Source organism: Collinsella sp. TF10-11AT (assembly GCF_003437565.1).
Taxonomy (GTDB): Bacteria; Actinomycetota; Coriobacteriia; order Coriobacteriales; family Coriobacteriaceae; genus Collinsella.
In genome coordinates, this window is sequence record NZ_QSQW01000002.1 from 1 (window position 1) to 14,550 (window position 14,550).

At 59.0% G+C, this 14,550-nt stretch carries 11 protein-coding genes; 8 read left to right on the top strand and 3 right to left on the bottom strand.

The window, feature by feature from the left end; translation table 11 throughout:
• Positions 1-204: 204 nt before the first annotated feature.
• Positions 205-1,986, bottom strand: coding sequence for a hypothetical protein (locus tag DXC99_RS01490; protein ID WP_117629060.1), 1,782 nt, complete (start codon positions 1,984-1,986; stop codon positions 205-207).
• 294 nt (positions 1,987-2,280) lie between these two features.
• Between DXC99_RS01490 and DXC99_RS01495 the strand changes: the two genes are divergently transcribed.
• The 5 genes from DXC99_RS01495 (at position 2,281) to DXC99_RS01515 (ending at position 6,321) form a co-directional block, all read left to right on the top strand.
• Positions 2,281-3,081: an SDR family NAD(P)-dependent oxidoreductase gene (locus tag DXC99_RS01495; protein WP_006235414.1), complete on the top strand. Its 801-nt coding sequence runs from the start codon at positions 2,281-2,283 to the stop codon at positions 3,079-3,081.
• 405 nt (positions 3,082-3,486) lie between these two features.
• Positions 3,487-4,626, top strand: a complete 1,140-nt coding sequence (gene tgt, locus DXC99_RS01500) for a tRNA guanosine(34) transglycosylase Tgt (protein WP_022093813.1) — start codon at positions 3,487-3,489, stop codon at positions 4,624-4,626.
• Between the two features lie 213 nt (positions 4,627-4,839).
• Positions 4,840-5,598 carry a TIGR00730 family Rossman fold protein gene (locus tag DXC99_RS01505; protein WP_117629061.1) on the top strand — a complete coding sequence of 253 codons (759 nt, stop codon included), beginning with the start codon at positions 4,840-4,842 and terminating at the stop codon, positions 5,596-5,598.
• 112 nt (positions 5,599-5,710) lie between these two features.
• Entirely contained in the window at positions 5,711-6,010 is a 300-nt protein-coding gene (locus tag DXC99_RS01510; protein WP_117583791.1) for a type II toxin-antitoxin system RelB/DinJ family antitoxin, read from the top strand.
• Positions 6,011-6,012: 2 nt separating this feature from the next.
• Positions 6,013-6,321: a type II toxin-antitoxin system YafQ family toxin gene (locus DXC99_RS01515; RefSeq protein ID WP_117583790.1), complete on the top strand. Its 309-nt coding sequence runs from the start codon at positions 6,013-6,015 to the stop codon at positions 6,319-6,321.
• Between the two features lie 64 nt (positions 6,322-6,385).
• On the opposite strand, the gene DXC99_RS01520 is transcribed toward DXC99_RS01515, so the two are convergent.
• The gene (locus DXC99_RS01520; protein ID WP_158549276.1) at positions 6,386-9,370 is read right to left on the bottom strand and encodes a DEAD/DEAH box helicase family protein; all 2,985 of its coding nucleotides are present in this window, start codon (positions 9,368-9,370) and stop codon (positions 6,386-6,388) included.
• 741 nt (positions 9,371-10,111) lie between these two features.
• Entirely contained in the window at positions 10,112-10,972 is an 861-nt protein-coding gene (locus DXC99_RS01530; protein WP_117629062.1) for a DegV family protein, read from the bottom strand.
• A 156-nt stretch (positions 10,973-11,128) separates the two neighbouring features.
• Here DXC99_RS01530 and DXC99_RS01535 point away from each other — a divergent pair, with 156 nt between their 5' ends.
• From DXC99_RS01535 to DXC99_RS01545, 3 genes are all read left to right on the top strand, one after another.
• Positions 11,129-11,791 carry an HAD hydrolase-like protein gene (locus DXC99_RS01535; RefSeq protein ID WP_233505642.1) on the top strand — a complete coding sequence of 221 codons (663 nt, stop codon included), beginning with the start codon at positions 11,129-11,131 and terminating at the stop codon, positions 11,789-11,791.
• Between the two features lie 54 nt (positions 11,792-11,845).
• A complete protein-coding gene (locus DXC99_RS01540; protein WP_117629064.1) occupies positions 11,846-13,282 on the top strand; it encodes a M20 family metallopeptidase in 1,437 nt (478 codons plus the stop codon).
• A gap of 319 nt (positions 13,283-13,601) precedes the next feature.
• A complete protein-coding gene (locus DXC99_RS01545; protein WP_117629065.1) occupies positions 13,602-14,540 on the top strand; it encodes a phosphate ABC transporter substrate-binding protein in 939 nt (312 codons plus the stop codon).
• Positions 14,541-14,550 lie beyond the last annotated feature (10 nt).

A 14,550-nucleotide genomic window follows, 5' to 3' on the forward strand; every position in this document is an offset into this window, starting at 1 on the left:
GCTCCTGTCGTTTCCGTGCCCCTGGATTGGGTCATAGTGTCTGTCGTTGCCAAAACACCGGCATTTCTTTGGTTGTCAAGAGGATGCCGCTCTAGCGGGTTTTCGCTGTCCGCGCCAAAACATCGGCGTCGCCTTTGTTGGCACTTGGGGACGTTCCTTATGTGCCGGCACCTGGGGACAGTCCTTGTAATCGTTGGGGAGTGGTTACTTGCTCGCGAACAGCCAGATCAAGATGATCACGAGAACTACGGCAACGATGCAGACGATGGCGCCGGTGAATTTGATGCGTGAGTCGCGGGTACGTTCGCGCACCGCGTCCTCGGTGGCCTCGAGCTGGGCGACTTCTCGCTCGGTCTCGGTGTGTTCGGCTTTGTCTCGGGCCAAGGATCCTGCAAGCGACTCAGTGATCTCTGGGTGGTCGTGCACTTCGGTCGCCTGTTCGATGATCGACTGCGCATGTGCGGCATCTGCTTGGGCGTTGGCGATGCTCTGCTCCTGGTCGCGGCGTGCCTTGTCCTCGGCAGTGATCTTCTCGCGCAGTTCGCGCTGACGAGTCGCGGCGGCTGTCTTCGCCGTCTGCAGCTCGTCGCGCGCGGCATCGGCTTCGGTCGTCACGGCTTGGTGCGCGCGTTTTGCGTCGGCGATAGGGGCTTGAGCCTGCTCGACGGCCTGCTCGGCTGCGGCAAGCGAGTGCTCAAGGTCGGCGGTGATACGCGGGACATCTTCTTCGGCTTTACGCAGGGCATCTGCCGTGTCGGAAATCTGCATCGAGAGCTCGCTGGTGCGCACCGTATAGTTGGCGGGATTTGCCGAGGGATTGCGTTGCAGCTCGGCATACTCATGACGCAGCGTCTCGAGCTGGGCGCGCGTGGCGTCGACGGTTTGTTGTGCGGCGGCAATGCCGGCGTCTCGCTCTGCCTTCACCTTGTCGCGGATGCGCTTGGAATCCTCAAGACGTCGAACGAGGCGGTTGCCGGTCTCGCGCGAGCTCGCCTCGCGGGCCTCCACGGCATCGAGCGCGGCCTTCAGACGGAGCTCAGTCGCGTCATCCTCTGTCTTCATTTGTTCGAGCTGACCCTTGAGCTCTGTCGCTTTGGAGGCGTGGGCATCACGGTCAATCTCGGCGGCCGCTGCAGTCTTTTGGGCCGTGGCAATCGCCTGGCGCTGGTCGGCGACGATCTGGTCGTAGCGGCCTGCGATATCCTGGCGCGTCTCGAGTTCCTCGGCCTGATCGGCAATGCGCTGCTCAAGTTCGGCCAGGTGGGCGCGGGCATCGGCAAGTGCCTTTTTCGCGGCGTTCATCTCGCGCATGGCCGAGGCACCCTGGGCGATAAAGGTGCCCACGGCGTTCGCAGTGTTCGAGACAGCGGTCCCCAGATCGCGGCTCGCGGCGGAGGAGTGCGGGGCGGTCGGGCGAGCGGTGTCGGCAGCGTCCGCATCGGCAGCCTGCGGCACGGCGATATTGCCGGTACCGCCCTCGATTACAGAAAAGCCTGCTGCGTGCGGGTCGACCGCATCGGCACCAATCGTGGGATGCTCGAGCTGCAGAAACGAGGGCATGGTGCTGCCCTGGTCGGCAACCGGAGTCTCGCCGGGTACGAAGGTCGAGGCTGCCTCGGCGGCCTCCTCTTCCTCGGCGTCAACGTCAGCGTCGGCCACGGCGTCTTTCATCGCTTTGACGGCATCCATCATGGAGTCCATGACGGCGTCGAGCTCTTCTTCCGAAGACACCTCGATGGGACCTGCTGCTTGCGGAGCGTTCTCAGCCTTGGGCTCAGTATCGCTCGGGTCCGGCTGCTCTAGCTGCTCTTCTTTGTCTTGCTCTGCGGCGACATTTGCGTCTGCGGCCTCGTCTGCGGCGGCAGGAGCCTCCTCGACAGCGGCATCAATGCCGCCATCGCTTCTGGTGGAAGTATCGCAGCCGTCAATGGTGTCTGCGGAGTTATCAATATGCTGTTGAGTCTGGGGGTCCAGCTCGTCTGTCATAGGCATGTGCTCCTCATCGTTGTTTGTCACCCTATGATAAAGTCTCGCGCCGACATCCCGCGCGCTGCAGCAAAGTTTCAAAACGTGTTCGATGGCTCGTGTCGATAGCAAAAACTCGGCCACTTTATCCAGTTTGTACTTGACAATCCCTTCGCCGAAAGACGTTATGCCGTTCGCCTACCGAGGCCTTTTCTATTCACTTGAACACGCTAAAGTTGCATGTCAGCTTTTGGCGCGTGAAGTTGGATGCGCGCAGTCGACGGGCGGGCCCGTCGCGATTTGAAAGGACTTTGTATGGGACTTTTCACTGGTAAGACCGTGATCGTCACCGGCGGCGGCAAGGCCACGCTCAAGGACGGCTCCGCTGGCTCCATCGGTTACGGCATCGATATCGCTTTTGCCAAGGAGGGCGCGAACCTCGTCATCACCGGCCGCAACGTTGCCAAGCTCGAGGCCGCCAAGGAGTCTCTCGAGGCTGAGTACGGCGTTAAGGTTCTTCCTGTTCAGGCCGATGTCTCCGCCGGTCAGGACAACGAGGCCGTCGTGCAGAACGTTATCGACAAGGCGATTGAGGAGTTCGGTCGCATCGACGCCGTCGTTAACAACGCTCAGGCCAGCGCCTCGGGCGTGACCATCGCCGACCACACCATGGATCAGTTTAACCTGGCCATTTACTCCGGTCTGTATGCAACCTATCTGTACATGCAGAAGGCCTATCCGCACCTGAAGGAGACCAAGGGCTCCGTGGTCAACTTTGCTTCGGGCGCCGGCCTGTTTGGCAACTACGGCCAGTGCAGCTATGCTGCCGCCAAGGAGGGCATCCGCGGCCTGACTCGCGTCGCCGCCAACGAGTGGGGCAAGGACGGCATCAACGTCAACATCGTTTGCCCGCTTGCTTGGACCGCCGCGCTCGAGAACTTCCAAGATGCCTATCCCGAGGCGTTCAAGGCCAACGTCCACATGCCGCCGGCAGGCCACTACGGCGACGTCGAGAAGGAAATCGGCCGCGTTGTCGTTCAGCTCTGCGGTCCCGACTTTAAGTATATGAACGGCGAGACCGTCACCCTCGAGGGTGGCATGGGCCAGCGTCCTTAGGGGTTCCGCCGTTCTACCGAACGGCGGACCGGCCGACGCTGCGCGGTCACCAGAGCGACAACTTGTCATTCAAAGAGGGCGGCATGACCAGAAGGTCTATGCCGCCCTCTTTTCATGCCAATTTGTTCGCCCTGGCGACCGCTCGCTGATGTTGTCAGAGCATCGGCGTTACCAGAGCATCGGCGTTGTCGGCAGTTGGGGACAGTCCCTAAGTGCCGGCAGATTGGGACACTCCTTTGCAAGATGGCGCTGAAGGCTGTCCCCAACGTCTAGTCGTTTAAGAACGTCCCCAACGACTAGCGCGGGAACCTGATCCTAATGCACTAGTTTCTGTCGAGTCGGTGCTTCTTGCGGGTTGCCCGTATAATGGTTTGCGTATGAACCGCAACCAAGGAGTTCCAGTTTATGGACCAGAACCTTTTTAAATTCGACCTGATCGCCGAGGACCCTACGACGCACGCGCGTGCCGGCGTGTTGCACACCCCGCACGGTGACATCGAGACGCCGATCTTTATGCCCGTGGGCACCAAGGCAAACGTCAAGGGTATTCCCACCGAGACCGTCAAGCAGCTCGGCGCCCAGATCGTGCTTGCCAACACCTATCACCTGTCCATGCGCCCCGGCGAGGACACCATCGCCGAGCTGGGCGGACTGCATAAGTTCATGAACTGGCACGGCCCCATCCTCACCGACTCGGGCGGATTCCAGGTCTTTAGCCATAACGACGCCGTCAAGCTCACCGACGAGGGTGTGCGCTTTATCGTCAACGACTACGACGGTCGCCACGTGTTCTGGACGCCCGAGGACAACATGGAAATCGCCATGAAGCTCGGTTCCGACATTTGCATGCAGCTCGACCAGTGCCCCGGCTATCCTGCCACGCGTGCCTATGTCGAGCGCGCCGTGGAGCTGTCGAGTATGTGGGCCGAGCGCTGCTACAAGGCTCATACCCGTGATGACCAGGCACTTTTTGGCATCGTTCAGGGTGGCATGCATCTGGATCTGCGCCTGCGATCGCTGCGCCACCTGGAGGAGTGCGGCGACTTCCCCGGTTACGGCATCGGCGGCTACTCGGTGGGCGAGGACCACGAGACCATGTTCGAGACACTGGCGCCGCTGGTTTCCGAGTATATGCCTAAGCACAAGCCGCGCTACCTCATGGGCGTCGGCAACCCTACCACGCTCGTGCGCGGCGTTGGCGTGGGCATCGACATGTTCGACTGCGTGCTGCCGACGCGCACCGGCCGCATGGGTACGGCGTTCTCCAGTGAAGGTCGCCTTAACTTCCGCAACGCGCGCTTTGCGCACGACGACGGCCCCATCGATCCCACCTGCACCTGCCCGGTGTGCACGGGCGGCTACAGCCGCGCGCTCATCCGTCACATGGTCACGCAGAAGGAGATGCTCGGCGGTATTCTGCTGTCGATGCACAACATCTATTACCTGCTCAACCTTATGCAGCGTGCCCGTCAGGCCATTATCGAGGGCCGCTACGGCGCGTTTGTGAGCGACTGGATGAACAGTCCTGCGGCGGTGGACTACTAAGAGCGGCGCGGGCGCTTGCAGAGCGCGGGCAATGGCAAGGGGCGAGCACCGGCCGGTCATCACGTTCGCTAACACCGTCTGCGCGACCGATGACCGATAGCTTGCAAGCACTTGATGCATCGTGGGTACCATCCCGAATAGTTGATGTTCGGGCGGGTGTTTGGCGCATGGCGTCGACCCCGCCCGTTTTTCTTTTTCTCGATAGGAGTACCCATGATTAAGAACGAGAATGTCGAGGGCGAGCCAGCCTACGACGAGACGTACCGCCGCGGCCCCGTGGTCATGCGCGGCCCCATGATTCCCAAGGACAATACCTACGCCAACCTGCTGGCGCCCGAGGACTCGACCGACTGGCTGCATGCTGATCCGTGGCGCGTGCTGCGCATCCAGGCAGAGTTTGTCGATGGTTTTGGCGCGCTTGCCGAGCTTGGTCCTGCGGTGACCATCTTCGGTAGCGCCCGCACGCCCAAGACCGATCCGCTCTACAAGGCGGCGCGTACCGTCGGGCGCAAGATCGCGCAACGTGGCGTGGCGGTCATCACCGGCGGCGGCCCCGGCATCATGGAAGCGGCCAACAGGGGAGCGGCGAGTGTCAACGGCAAGTCGGTCGGCTTGGGTATCGAGCTGCCGCACGAGCACGGGCTCAACAAATACGTGAACCTTGGCATGGACTTCCGTTACTTCTTTGTGCGCAAGACCATGTTCGTCAAATACAGCTCGGGCGCCATCGTGTTTCCTGGTGGCTTTGGTACGCTCGACGAGATGTTCGAGGTGCTCACGCTGGTACAGACGCACAAGGTCAAGCGCATGCCGCTCGTTTTGGTGGGAACCGAGTACTGGCAGGGCCTGTTCGACTGGCTCAACGGCCCGGTGATGGACGCCGGTATGATTAGCCCGCTCGATCCGGAGCTGGTGCACATCACCGACGACCTCAACGAGGCCGTTGACATTGCCCTGAGCGGGCTGATGTAGGGTGCTGTGACTGTTGTTATAGCAATGTGAACGGCATACTGATGCTATTTAACATCAGACTGCCATCGAAATTGGGTATACTGATGCAAAAGACGAGGCGAGGAGGTCGCGTATGTCTACTGCAACGGTTAAGCCTACGACGGTTCGCATCGAAGAGGGGCTCAAGGAACAGGCGACTGAGTTCTTGGATACGGTTGGTCTGAGTCTCAATTCGTATCTCAACCTTGCTGTTCGGCAGCTGGTAAATCAACGAAAGATTCCTTTTGAGATCGTAGGAAGGGCGGAGGTGCCCAACGAGGCAACGAGGCGTGCCATGGTGATCGCCGAAGCTCATGAGTTGGGGATTCTGCCGGACGACAGCCCGTCATTCAATAACGCTGATGAGCTTATATCATTCCTCGATGAGGACTAGCGATGTTTGAGATTAAGGTCGAGGCTCAGTTTAAGGCGGATTACAAACGGACGATGCGCATCCATCCGCAGCTAAAAACCGAGTTTAAGGCGGCAGTCGCAGAGCTTGCGGCTCACGGCTCGCTTCCCGCGGAATATGGTGCCCACGAGCTTTCAAACCCGGGCGGCAACTACAACGGCCACATCGATTTCCATCTATCCGATGGCTTGGTCGATGTGGTCGTTCTCTACTTGCCGCATAAGACTAATCCTGTGATCCGGCTGGTCAGAATGGGCTCGCATGAGGAACTATTCCAGGGCCCGCAGGGCTGATTGCTCGCTTATGATTCGCGGGGGAATAGGGATTGATTCGCGGCCGATTGGCCAAAAATGGCCCCTATTCCACCGTAACTGTTGGAGACGTCCCGTTCGTGGCTGCGACCTCCGGTTCTCCTCTTCGCTGGATTTCGCTTAAAAGTTCGGCTGCAACTTCGCTGCTTTTGAAACGGATGCTGCAGTCCTCTTTCTTAGGAAAGGCCAGTAATGGAATGGTTCCGTACCAGACGGTTTCCTCGTCAATTACTGACGCGCACAGGCGCCCTTCGGCTTTGATGGAATAGTCGACGTTCATCTCGGTAAAAATCGCTTTCACGTCATTGTGCGGAGTCGAGGCAATTGAAATCTCAAGGGCAATCCCACGGGCGGCGGCGCCTGTGAGTACGGCAGCGAGCTTTGCGAGGCATGCAGCGGATGCGTAGGGCGCGGCAATAAAAATGCTTTTCGTTGCGCGCGCGATGTCATCCGCTAAGGCCTCCACGGCCCTTGCCGGCCTAACGAGGATGTTTTGATCGGCCCGTTTGTTGTCATTTGCTGCAAAGACTTCATATCCTAGCTTTGCGTAGGTCTTGAGTCTCTTCTGGTACATACGCGCGAGCATGGGTATCGACAAATCAACATAGTCGAATATCTCAACCCGCTGCTTGCCCTCGTGACTTCTATGTAGTCTGCCTGCCTGCTGCGTTATGCTGCCGTCCCAAGATATCGGTGTGGCAATGAGCAGAGTGTCAAGGTAAGACAGGTCGAAACCCTCGCTCAGAAGGCCTTCGGTTGCGATGATAATTCGATGCTCATGCTCGAAGCCGGGAAGGCTGTTCAGTATTGCCTTTCTTTCTTTGGCGTCGATTTCTCCGGTTAAGAGTATAGGTTCGTGTCCGCGGCTTTGAAGCAGCCTACATAGCTCTTCGGCATGTTTTTTCCTTTTGGATAGCACAAGCGGATGTCGACCGTTTGACGCGGTCTCGAGGGCATCGTCGACAATTGCTTCGTTTCTCGCTGTGTGCGCACACAGGAGATCGAGAACTTGATTAAAGGACGCCCCTGGTTCGTAGGCGGGTAGTCGAACTCCGGTAAAACGCGGCCTAACAACGCGCTGAATTCCCTGTTGGATTGCTTGCGTTTTTGGATCAATGGCATGGCGAAGCGGGCCGCAGAGCATTGAGAGTGCTCGCGTGAGTCCGTCCGAGCGTTCGGGCGTCGCGGAAAGGCCGTATACATATTTGGCTGGAGCGGACTTGAGGACGAGCTCAAGCTGTGGTGCGGCTGCATGGTGACATTCATCACAGATGATGAGGCCGTAATCACGAACGAACTCCTTGGCTATTGGTTCTTCGGTCTGGGGGTCCTTGCTGGACAAAGACTGGAATGAAGCAACGTCGATGAGATGGCTTATGGCGGTTTTGCCTCCTCCGATTTGACCAATGAGCGGAGGCTGCCTTTTGCTGATTCGTCCTTTTGGGGTTCGGACGGGCTCTCTGTTGTCCGTGATGTCGAGAAATCGTTCGAGCTGGGTTTTCCATTGGGCAATGAGCGCAGTCTTGGGAACGATGACGAGCGCTGGAAGACCGATGGCAGCAATAAGATAGGCTCCAATGACGGTTTTCCCGAAACCCGTCGGTGCAGACATGATCCCGTCTTCATGGCCGAGCATTTGTTCAGCGGCAATTTGCTGTTCAGGGCGAAGAGTCCCTTTAAATGTCATTACAATTGGATTTCCAGACTGGCGCTTGTCTGAATAGTGGGCAGCAACGCCGGCTTCTTGAAGCAGCCGCTCAAGCTGAGTCTTGCAGCCTCTGGGAATCGCGACGCAGCCGTCTCTAAGTTCGCTGAGGTCTATGTACCGCGGTTTGCCGAATACCGATTGATGCATAGATTGCGCGCGGAAGAATTCTGGGTTGGCAAATGTTGCAAGCCTGCGGACTTCCATTTGAGCTGCGGGACTCAGAGATTTTTCGGGGATATAGAGCATATCGGCCTGCGTGACGGACAGCGATGACGGGAGGTCCCGCGGTGTGAGCGGAAGCCGCTTTCGCGGCCTCTGGGAATGCGGTGCGGCGGTGTTTGCCGCCGTCGCAGCCGCTATTCCGTGCGACCTATTGTCGATGCTCTCGATCAGATTTTGCACCGTCGTGCGCGGGATTAACTGGATTTGAGAAAGGTAAAGCCATTGATCGGGAAAGGGCTCAAATTGCTCGTCAACAAATACGCTGTTCCCTTTTCGCTGCGCTTTTCCTTGAAAAGGCAGCGCTATGAGATTTCCAAAGCCTCCCTCAGGAATGGTGGACTGTGCGGGCAGCATCCGGTCAAAAGCTTCAAAGGTGATTGTCTTGTTGAGCGCCGCCGCTTCGGTGATAAGGCTGCTTCCAAATTCTCGTGCGATCTTCGCGCTGGTGAGCTCTAGGAAGAAAAACCAGACATGTGTGCCGTTACCTGATCTCGATCGCTCGACTGCAGCATCGATTCCATGGTTTTTTGCGACAAGCCGAATGGCGTTTGTCGCTTCTTTCCAATCGGCTCCGTCAAAGTCGATGACCAGGACTTTTGTGTTGCTGTCATTATCGAGAACATATTGACCTATGACGTCTCGGAGTCTGTCGTCACTGCCCTTGAAATGGGAGATGATCGCGGTATCGCTCAACTCGGGGAAGACGCGGTTGCCGCATTCAGCGCATTTGGTTTTCTGACGATTTGCTTTGGGACAAATGCCTGACTTCCACTCGTTTGCGCAGGCGGGCGTATAGCCGATTCCCCCGTCTTTTCTGCGGTACCCATGGGCGTAAACATCTTTGCGGCCAGTAAAGAGATTGCGAAAGAGCTCGAGTTTGTCGCGCGCTGGGCTCGCACTGGTGACGACACCCTCGACCTGCGCCCGTCTATCGAAAGATTCGCCAGCTTTCTCCCATTCTTCCAGTGTTGCGTAACGGATGTCTGGACCGTTGCCGCAGATGACGATTTGGCTGTGCGGCTCCGATACATGGGCGACGATTTTCTTGAATTGGAATAGCGTGCCCCCGATGAGGGCGTATTGATGCGTGACGGTGCTCATGTAAATGCCGTTCTTGTCGGAGTTCATTGAAATGAGGGTACGTTATTTTGATTTTTAAGGGACTCGGCTCTGATTTTGGTTCGGCGATAGCGGAGTACAGCTCCGTGAGTGGTGTTTGGCTGATGTCAAAATGTGCGGTAGCTGTTGCTGAATGGGTTTTGGCGGCCATGAGGTGGGCTGGAGGCGCAGGAAACTATCCTCGAATAGACCCTGTGGGCAAAAAATGGCAAATATGAGTACTGTGGTTTGAGCAGTAACATATCATCAGGAAAGTATTTAAGACCAATCGATTCGGATTGGATATAATCAACCCTATAAACATGGCGATTCGGGACTTTATGACGCTCGGAATTGGCGGAAGACGGCAAATTCAGCCAGATTTCGCTGTTACTAAACTGGTAACAGTACTCATATTTGCCATTTTTTGCCCAGAGGGTATCGCAAGGGGGTTGGACAAAGCATCGATCGCCGCCAATTTCTCGATTGGCTGGTTGGGCGGCAATGAAGTTGCGGCGTAATGGGAAGCGTTTCGCGGCCTTTTGGCTAAAACGGCCCCTTTTCCGCCGCGACTCCTAAAAAGACGCCGGCGCGCCTTGAGTTGCGGCGCGTCGGCGTGATGGCTTTGTTGTGGCTGGGTGTACTTCGGTTGTTCGACGGCTTTGGCATGTCCGATCTTGCCAGGCAAGCCTTTGTTACTGTTTAACGTTTGCCCAGATAAAACCTGCCAAAATAAACCTGTCCCTAATTGGCAGGTTGGTAGTGGGGGCAGTAGCTGATGGCTATTGCGTCGACGCCTACATGGGTGGCGATGGTGCAGCCGATGGGGCCGGTGCCGGCGTCTACGTAATCCTGGCCCGCGAGTGCCTCGTTGACAAGTTCCTGCTCCTCGGCGGCGCCGGTCGTGAGCACACGCACGCTTGAGCCCGGGTGCTCGTCCAAAAACGCGAGGCAATCTGCCATGGTGTTGGCGACGATGCGCTTGGCGCCGCGGCCCTTTTTGATGGCCTTGATCTCGCCCGATTTCCACTCCGGCGAAACGGCCAGGCGAATGTTGAGCATCTGCGTCAGCTGGCCGGCGAGCTTGGGGGCGCGGCCGTTTTTGACTAGGTTCTCGAGCGTGCGGGGAATCAGCAGCAGGTGGGCGTCGGGCAGCGTCGCGCGGATCTGCGCCTCGGTCTCGTCCAAGCTGCGGCCGTCCTCGCGCATGGCCAGCGCGTACTCCACCAGCAAGCCCTCGGCGCCCGAGCCGGTGCGCGAATCGATGCAGCGCACGTCGAGCTCGTGGGTCTCGGCGACCAGGCATGCGTTGGCATAGCAGGCGGACCACTCGCTGCACAGCGAGATAAAGATGGCGCTATCGTGGCCGTCGGCGCGCACGCGGTCAAAGAGTGCCTTGAACTCGCCGGCGCTCGGCTGCGAGGTGTGTGGCAGCTGCTCGGAGCCGGCCATGCGGGCGACGTATTCCTCGGCGGTAATCTGCACCTGGTCGAGCAGGTCCTCGCCCTCGATAATCACATGCAGCGGAATGACGTAAATGCCAAGCTCTTGAGCACGGGCGGGGGAGATGTCCGACGTGGAGTCGGTTATGATGGCAAAAGACATAATTGCACCTTTCGTTGGGGCGCCTGCGCGCCGCCTTCTGAGAGCAAAGTGCGACAAGTATAGTGGAGTTGCCCTACATTGCTAAGTTCAATTGTTGAATAGTCAACAGTTTGAAGTGTCAGTGTGGAAATCATCAACCGGGGAAGAGGGATGCCGATGGAGGCACTGGAGATATGCAGGCGGCCGGTCGTGCTGTTTGATTTTGACGGCACGGTGGCCGATACGGGTCGGGCAGTGATGACCTCGACACGCAAGACGCTCGCCGCGCGCGGGTTTTCGGAAGCGCAGATGGGTGACCTGCGCCGCATGATCGGGCCTCCGCTGTGGAAGAGCTTCCACGACTTTTATGGCTTTTCCCGCGAGGAGTCGCTCGTGGTGGCCGACGAGTATCGTGCCTTTTTTGATGAGCTAGGACCGGAAGAGTATCCCGTGTTTGATGGAATCGCCGAGTTGCTCGACGGCCTTGCCGCCCAGGGCAAGCGTATGGCCGTCGCGACGTCGCGCATGGAAGCGAAGTGCATCGATATGGTGCATGAGCTGGGGCTTTGCCAGTTCGAAGCCGTGGTTGGCATGAATCCGCCGCTGGGACGCGAGACCAAGGCCGATTCGGTCCGCGATACCCTGGCAGAGCTCGGTGCGACGGCGGGCGATGCCGTGATGATCGGCGATCGCTTTAACGACGTCGAGGGCGCGCACGCGATGGGCGTGCCGTGCATCGGCATCTATTCGGGCGCGGCGGCGCCGGGTGAGCATGAGGCGGCGGGTGCCGATGCAGTGGTGCACTCGGTGGCCGAGCTTGCTAAACTTTTCTCTATCTAGGAACTAAATGTGAGGGGCGGGTACGCTTGCTGCTCATTGGTAAGGAGGCAGTCTATGAATCAGGTGGAGCAGAGCGTCGCTGAGTATGTCGACGAGGTCTGGGAAGATGTCGTCGCCGATATCGAGCAGCTGGTGAGCTATCCGTCCGTGGCAGTTTCTGCCGATGCAGAGCCCGGCGCGCCGTTTGGCCGCCCGGTCCGTGACGCGCTCGACTGTGCGCTCGGCATCGCGCAGAAGCTCGGCTACCAGACGAGCGATGACGAGGGCTATGTGGGCATTGCCGATATCCCTGGCCGCGGCGACAAGCAGCTCGCGACCATCTGCCACGTGGACGTGGTGCCTGCCGGCCCCGGCTGGAATACCGACCCATTTGCGATGGAGCGTCGCGAGGGCTGGCTGCTCGGCCGCGGCGTGATCGACGACAAGGGCCCGGCGGTGCTGTCGCTCTACGCTGGCGCTTATCTGCTCAAACACGGCATTGTGCCGCGCTATACCTTCCGCGCGCTGCTGGGCTGCGATGAGGAAGTGGGCATGTCCGACGTTCACCATTATCTGGAGAATCACGCAGACCCCGACTTTCTGTTTACGCCCGATGCCGAGTTTCCGGTCTGCAATGCCGAGAAGGGCCAGTTTGGGGCGACGTTCGTGAGCCCCAAGATCGACGGCGGGCGCATCGTGTCGTGGAGCGGCGCCGAGGCGAGCAATGCCATTCCGTCGCAGTCCATCTGCGAGCTCGCGATTGCCGCCGATGAGCTGCCGGCGCCGGTCGAGAACGGCGACCGCCTGGAGATCACGGCGCTCGATAACGGGCATGCGCAGATTTTCGCCCACGGCATTGGCGGTCATGCCTCGATGCCAGAGGGAACGATCAACGCCGTCGGGCTGATCGTGGCGTATCTGCGCGAGGCCGAGGACGCGTTTGGTGCACGCGACGAGCGCCTGCTGACGCCTGCCGAGCACGAGTTCGTCAAGTTCCTGGCCTTTGTGCATGCGGACGCCTATGGTCGCGGCCTGGGTATCGATGCGACGAGTCCGGCGTTTGGCCCGCTTACCTGCAACGCTGGCGTCATCCGCGTGGCGGATGGCCATATTGAGCAGGTCATCGACGTGCGCTTCCCCGACAGCACGAGTGCCGATACCATCCGCGAGCAGCTCGATCCGCTCGTGGGCCGTTTTGGCGTGACGTGCCGTGTGGGTCGTGCGAAGGTGCCGTTCTCGGTCTCTGCCGACGATCCGGCCGTGAAGGCGCTTATTGATACCTATAACGAGTTTACGGGCAAGCATGCTGAGCCCTTTGCCATGGGCGGCGGCACGTACGCGCGCAACTTTGCCCGCGCCGTCTCGTTTGGCCCCGAGGAGACCGGTCTGGAGCTGCCCGAGTGGGGCGGCCAGATGCACGGTCCCAACGAGTGCGCCAACGAGGAACAGCTCAAGCAGGCGCTCAAGATTTATATCGTGGCGATCTTACGTTTGAACGAGCTTGAGCTTTAAGGCTGCGGCGTTTTAACAACTTAGCACCCCTTTCGTCCGGGCTTTTTAAGTTGCGGTGGAATAGTTCCTAGAATGGGCCATTTGATGGCCAAGCAGGAATTATTTCACCGCAACTTTGTTTTTATTGGTGTAAAAGGCGGGTCATGCTTGGTGGCGGGTTTGTTATTCGTTTGTAAAGCCGAGCCGCGCTTGCGGTAAGGGTCTATCAGATGCCCGTAATAAAGCGCAGCTGACGCGGGCGCTGCCCGATCGAGATCGTATCTTTCCAAACAGCAAAGCGGGCAGGGTGCCCGCGAGTCGCTTGTATGAAAGGAAGATCATGCTCGATCAGGCTTATTCTCGTCGTCAGTTCCTCGGCCTCGCTGGTGGTCTTGCCAGCATCGTCGGCCTCGGTCTCGTTGGTTGCGGCGGCGCAGGCGCAACCGACGCCGCCGACAAGGGTAGCGCCGCTGCTGCCGAGTCCGTCTCGGGCGAGGTAACCTACGACGGCGCCTCCTCGTTCCAGGCTCTCGTCGAGGCTGCTGCCGAGAAGTTTATGGATGCCAACCCCGACGTCTCCGTCTCCGGTTCGGGCAACGGTTCGGGCAAGGGCCTGACCGCTGTCGCCGCCGGCACCGTCACCATCGGTAATTCCGATGTCTTCGCCGAGACCAAGCTCGAGGCCGATCAGGTCAAGAACCTCGTCGATCACGAGGTCGCCGTCGTGGGCATGGGCCCCGTCGTCTCCAAGAACGTGACAGTCGACGACCTGACCCTCGAGCAGCTCAAGGGCATCTTCTCCGGCCAGATCACCAACTGGAAGGAGGTCGGCGGCGACGACGCCAAGATCGTCGTTCTCAACCGCAAGGCCGGCTCCGGCACCCGCGCCACCTTCGAGGCCGCCGTCTTTGGCGACGAGGCCGTCGACTTTAAGGGCGACGCCGAGCTCGACAAGTCCGGCGATGTCCAGACTCAGATGGGCAGCACCGACAACGCCATCTCCTACCTTGACTTCTCGCACTTCGATGACTCCAAGTTCAACGCCATCATGGTCGAGGGCGTCGAGCCCAAGAGCACAAACGTCACCGACGACTCCTTCAAGATCTGGGCGACCGAGCACATGTACTGTGCTAAGGACGCCGACGAGGCCACCAAGGCCTTCCTGGAGTTCATGCTTTCCGACGACGTCCAGGGCAAGCTCGTCGAGGAGCAGGGCTTTATTCCCGTTTCTGCCATGAAGGTCGTCAAGGACGCCAGCGGCAAGGTCTCCGCTAAATAAGTAATCGCCC

Coding starts and splice junctions, on each gene's coding strand:
- DXC99_RS01490 (WP_117629060.1), bottom strand. CDS start 1,986: ATGACAGACGAGCTGGACCCCCAGACTCAACAGCATATTGATAACTCC.
- DXC99_RS01495 (WP_006235414.1), top strand. CDS start 2,281: ATGGGACTTTTCACTGGTAAGACCGTGATCGTCACCGGCGGCGGCAAG.
- tgt (WP_022093813.1), top strand. CDS start 3,487: ATGGACCAGAACCTTTTTAAATTCGACCTGATCGCCGAGGACCCTACG.
- DXC99_RS01505 (WP_117629061.1), top strand. CDS start 4,840: ATGATTAAGAACGAGAATGTCGAGGGCGAGCCAGCCTACGACGAGACG.
- DXC99_RS01510 (WP_117583791.1), top strand. CDS start 5,711: ATGTCTACTGCAACGGTTAAGCCTACGACGGTTCGCATCGAAGAGGGG.
- DXC99_RS01515 (WP_117583790.1), top strand. CDS start 6,013: ATGTTTGAGATTAAGGTCGAGGCTCAGTTTAAGGCGGATTACAAACGG.
- DXC99_RS01520 (WP_158549276.1), bottom strand. CDS start 9,370: ATGAGCACCGTCACGCATCAATACGCCCTCATCGGGGGCACGCTATTC.
- DXC99_RS01530 (WP_117629062.1), bottom strand. CDS start 10,972: ATGTCTTTTGCCATCATAACCGACTCCACGTCGGACATCTCCCCCGCC.
- DXC99_RS01535 (WP_233505642.1), top strand. CDS start 11,129: ATGGAGGCACTGGAGATATGCAGGCGGCCGGTCGTGCTGTTTGATTTT.
- DXC99_RS01540 (WP_117629064.1), top strand. CDS start 11,846: ATGAATCAGGTGGAGCAGAGCGTCGCTGAGTATGTCGACGAGGTCTGG.
- DXC99_RS01545 (WP_117629065.1), top strand. CDS start 13,602: ATGCTCGATCAGGCTTATTCTCGTCGTCAGTTCCTCGGCCTCGCTGGT.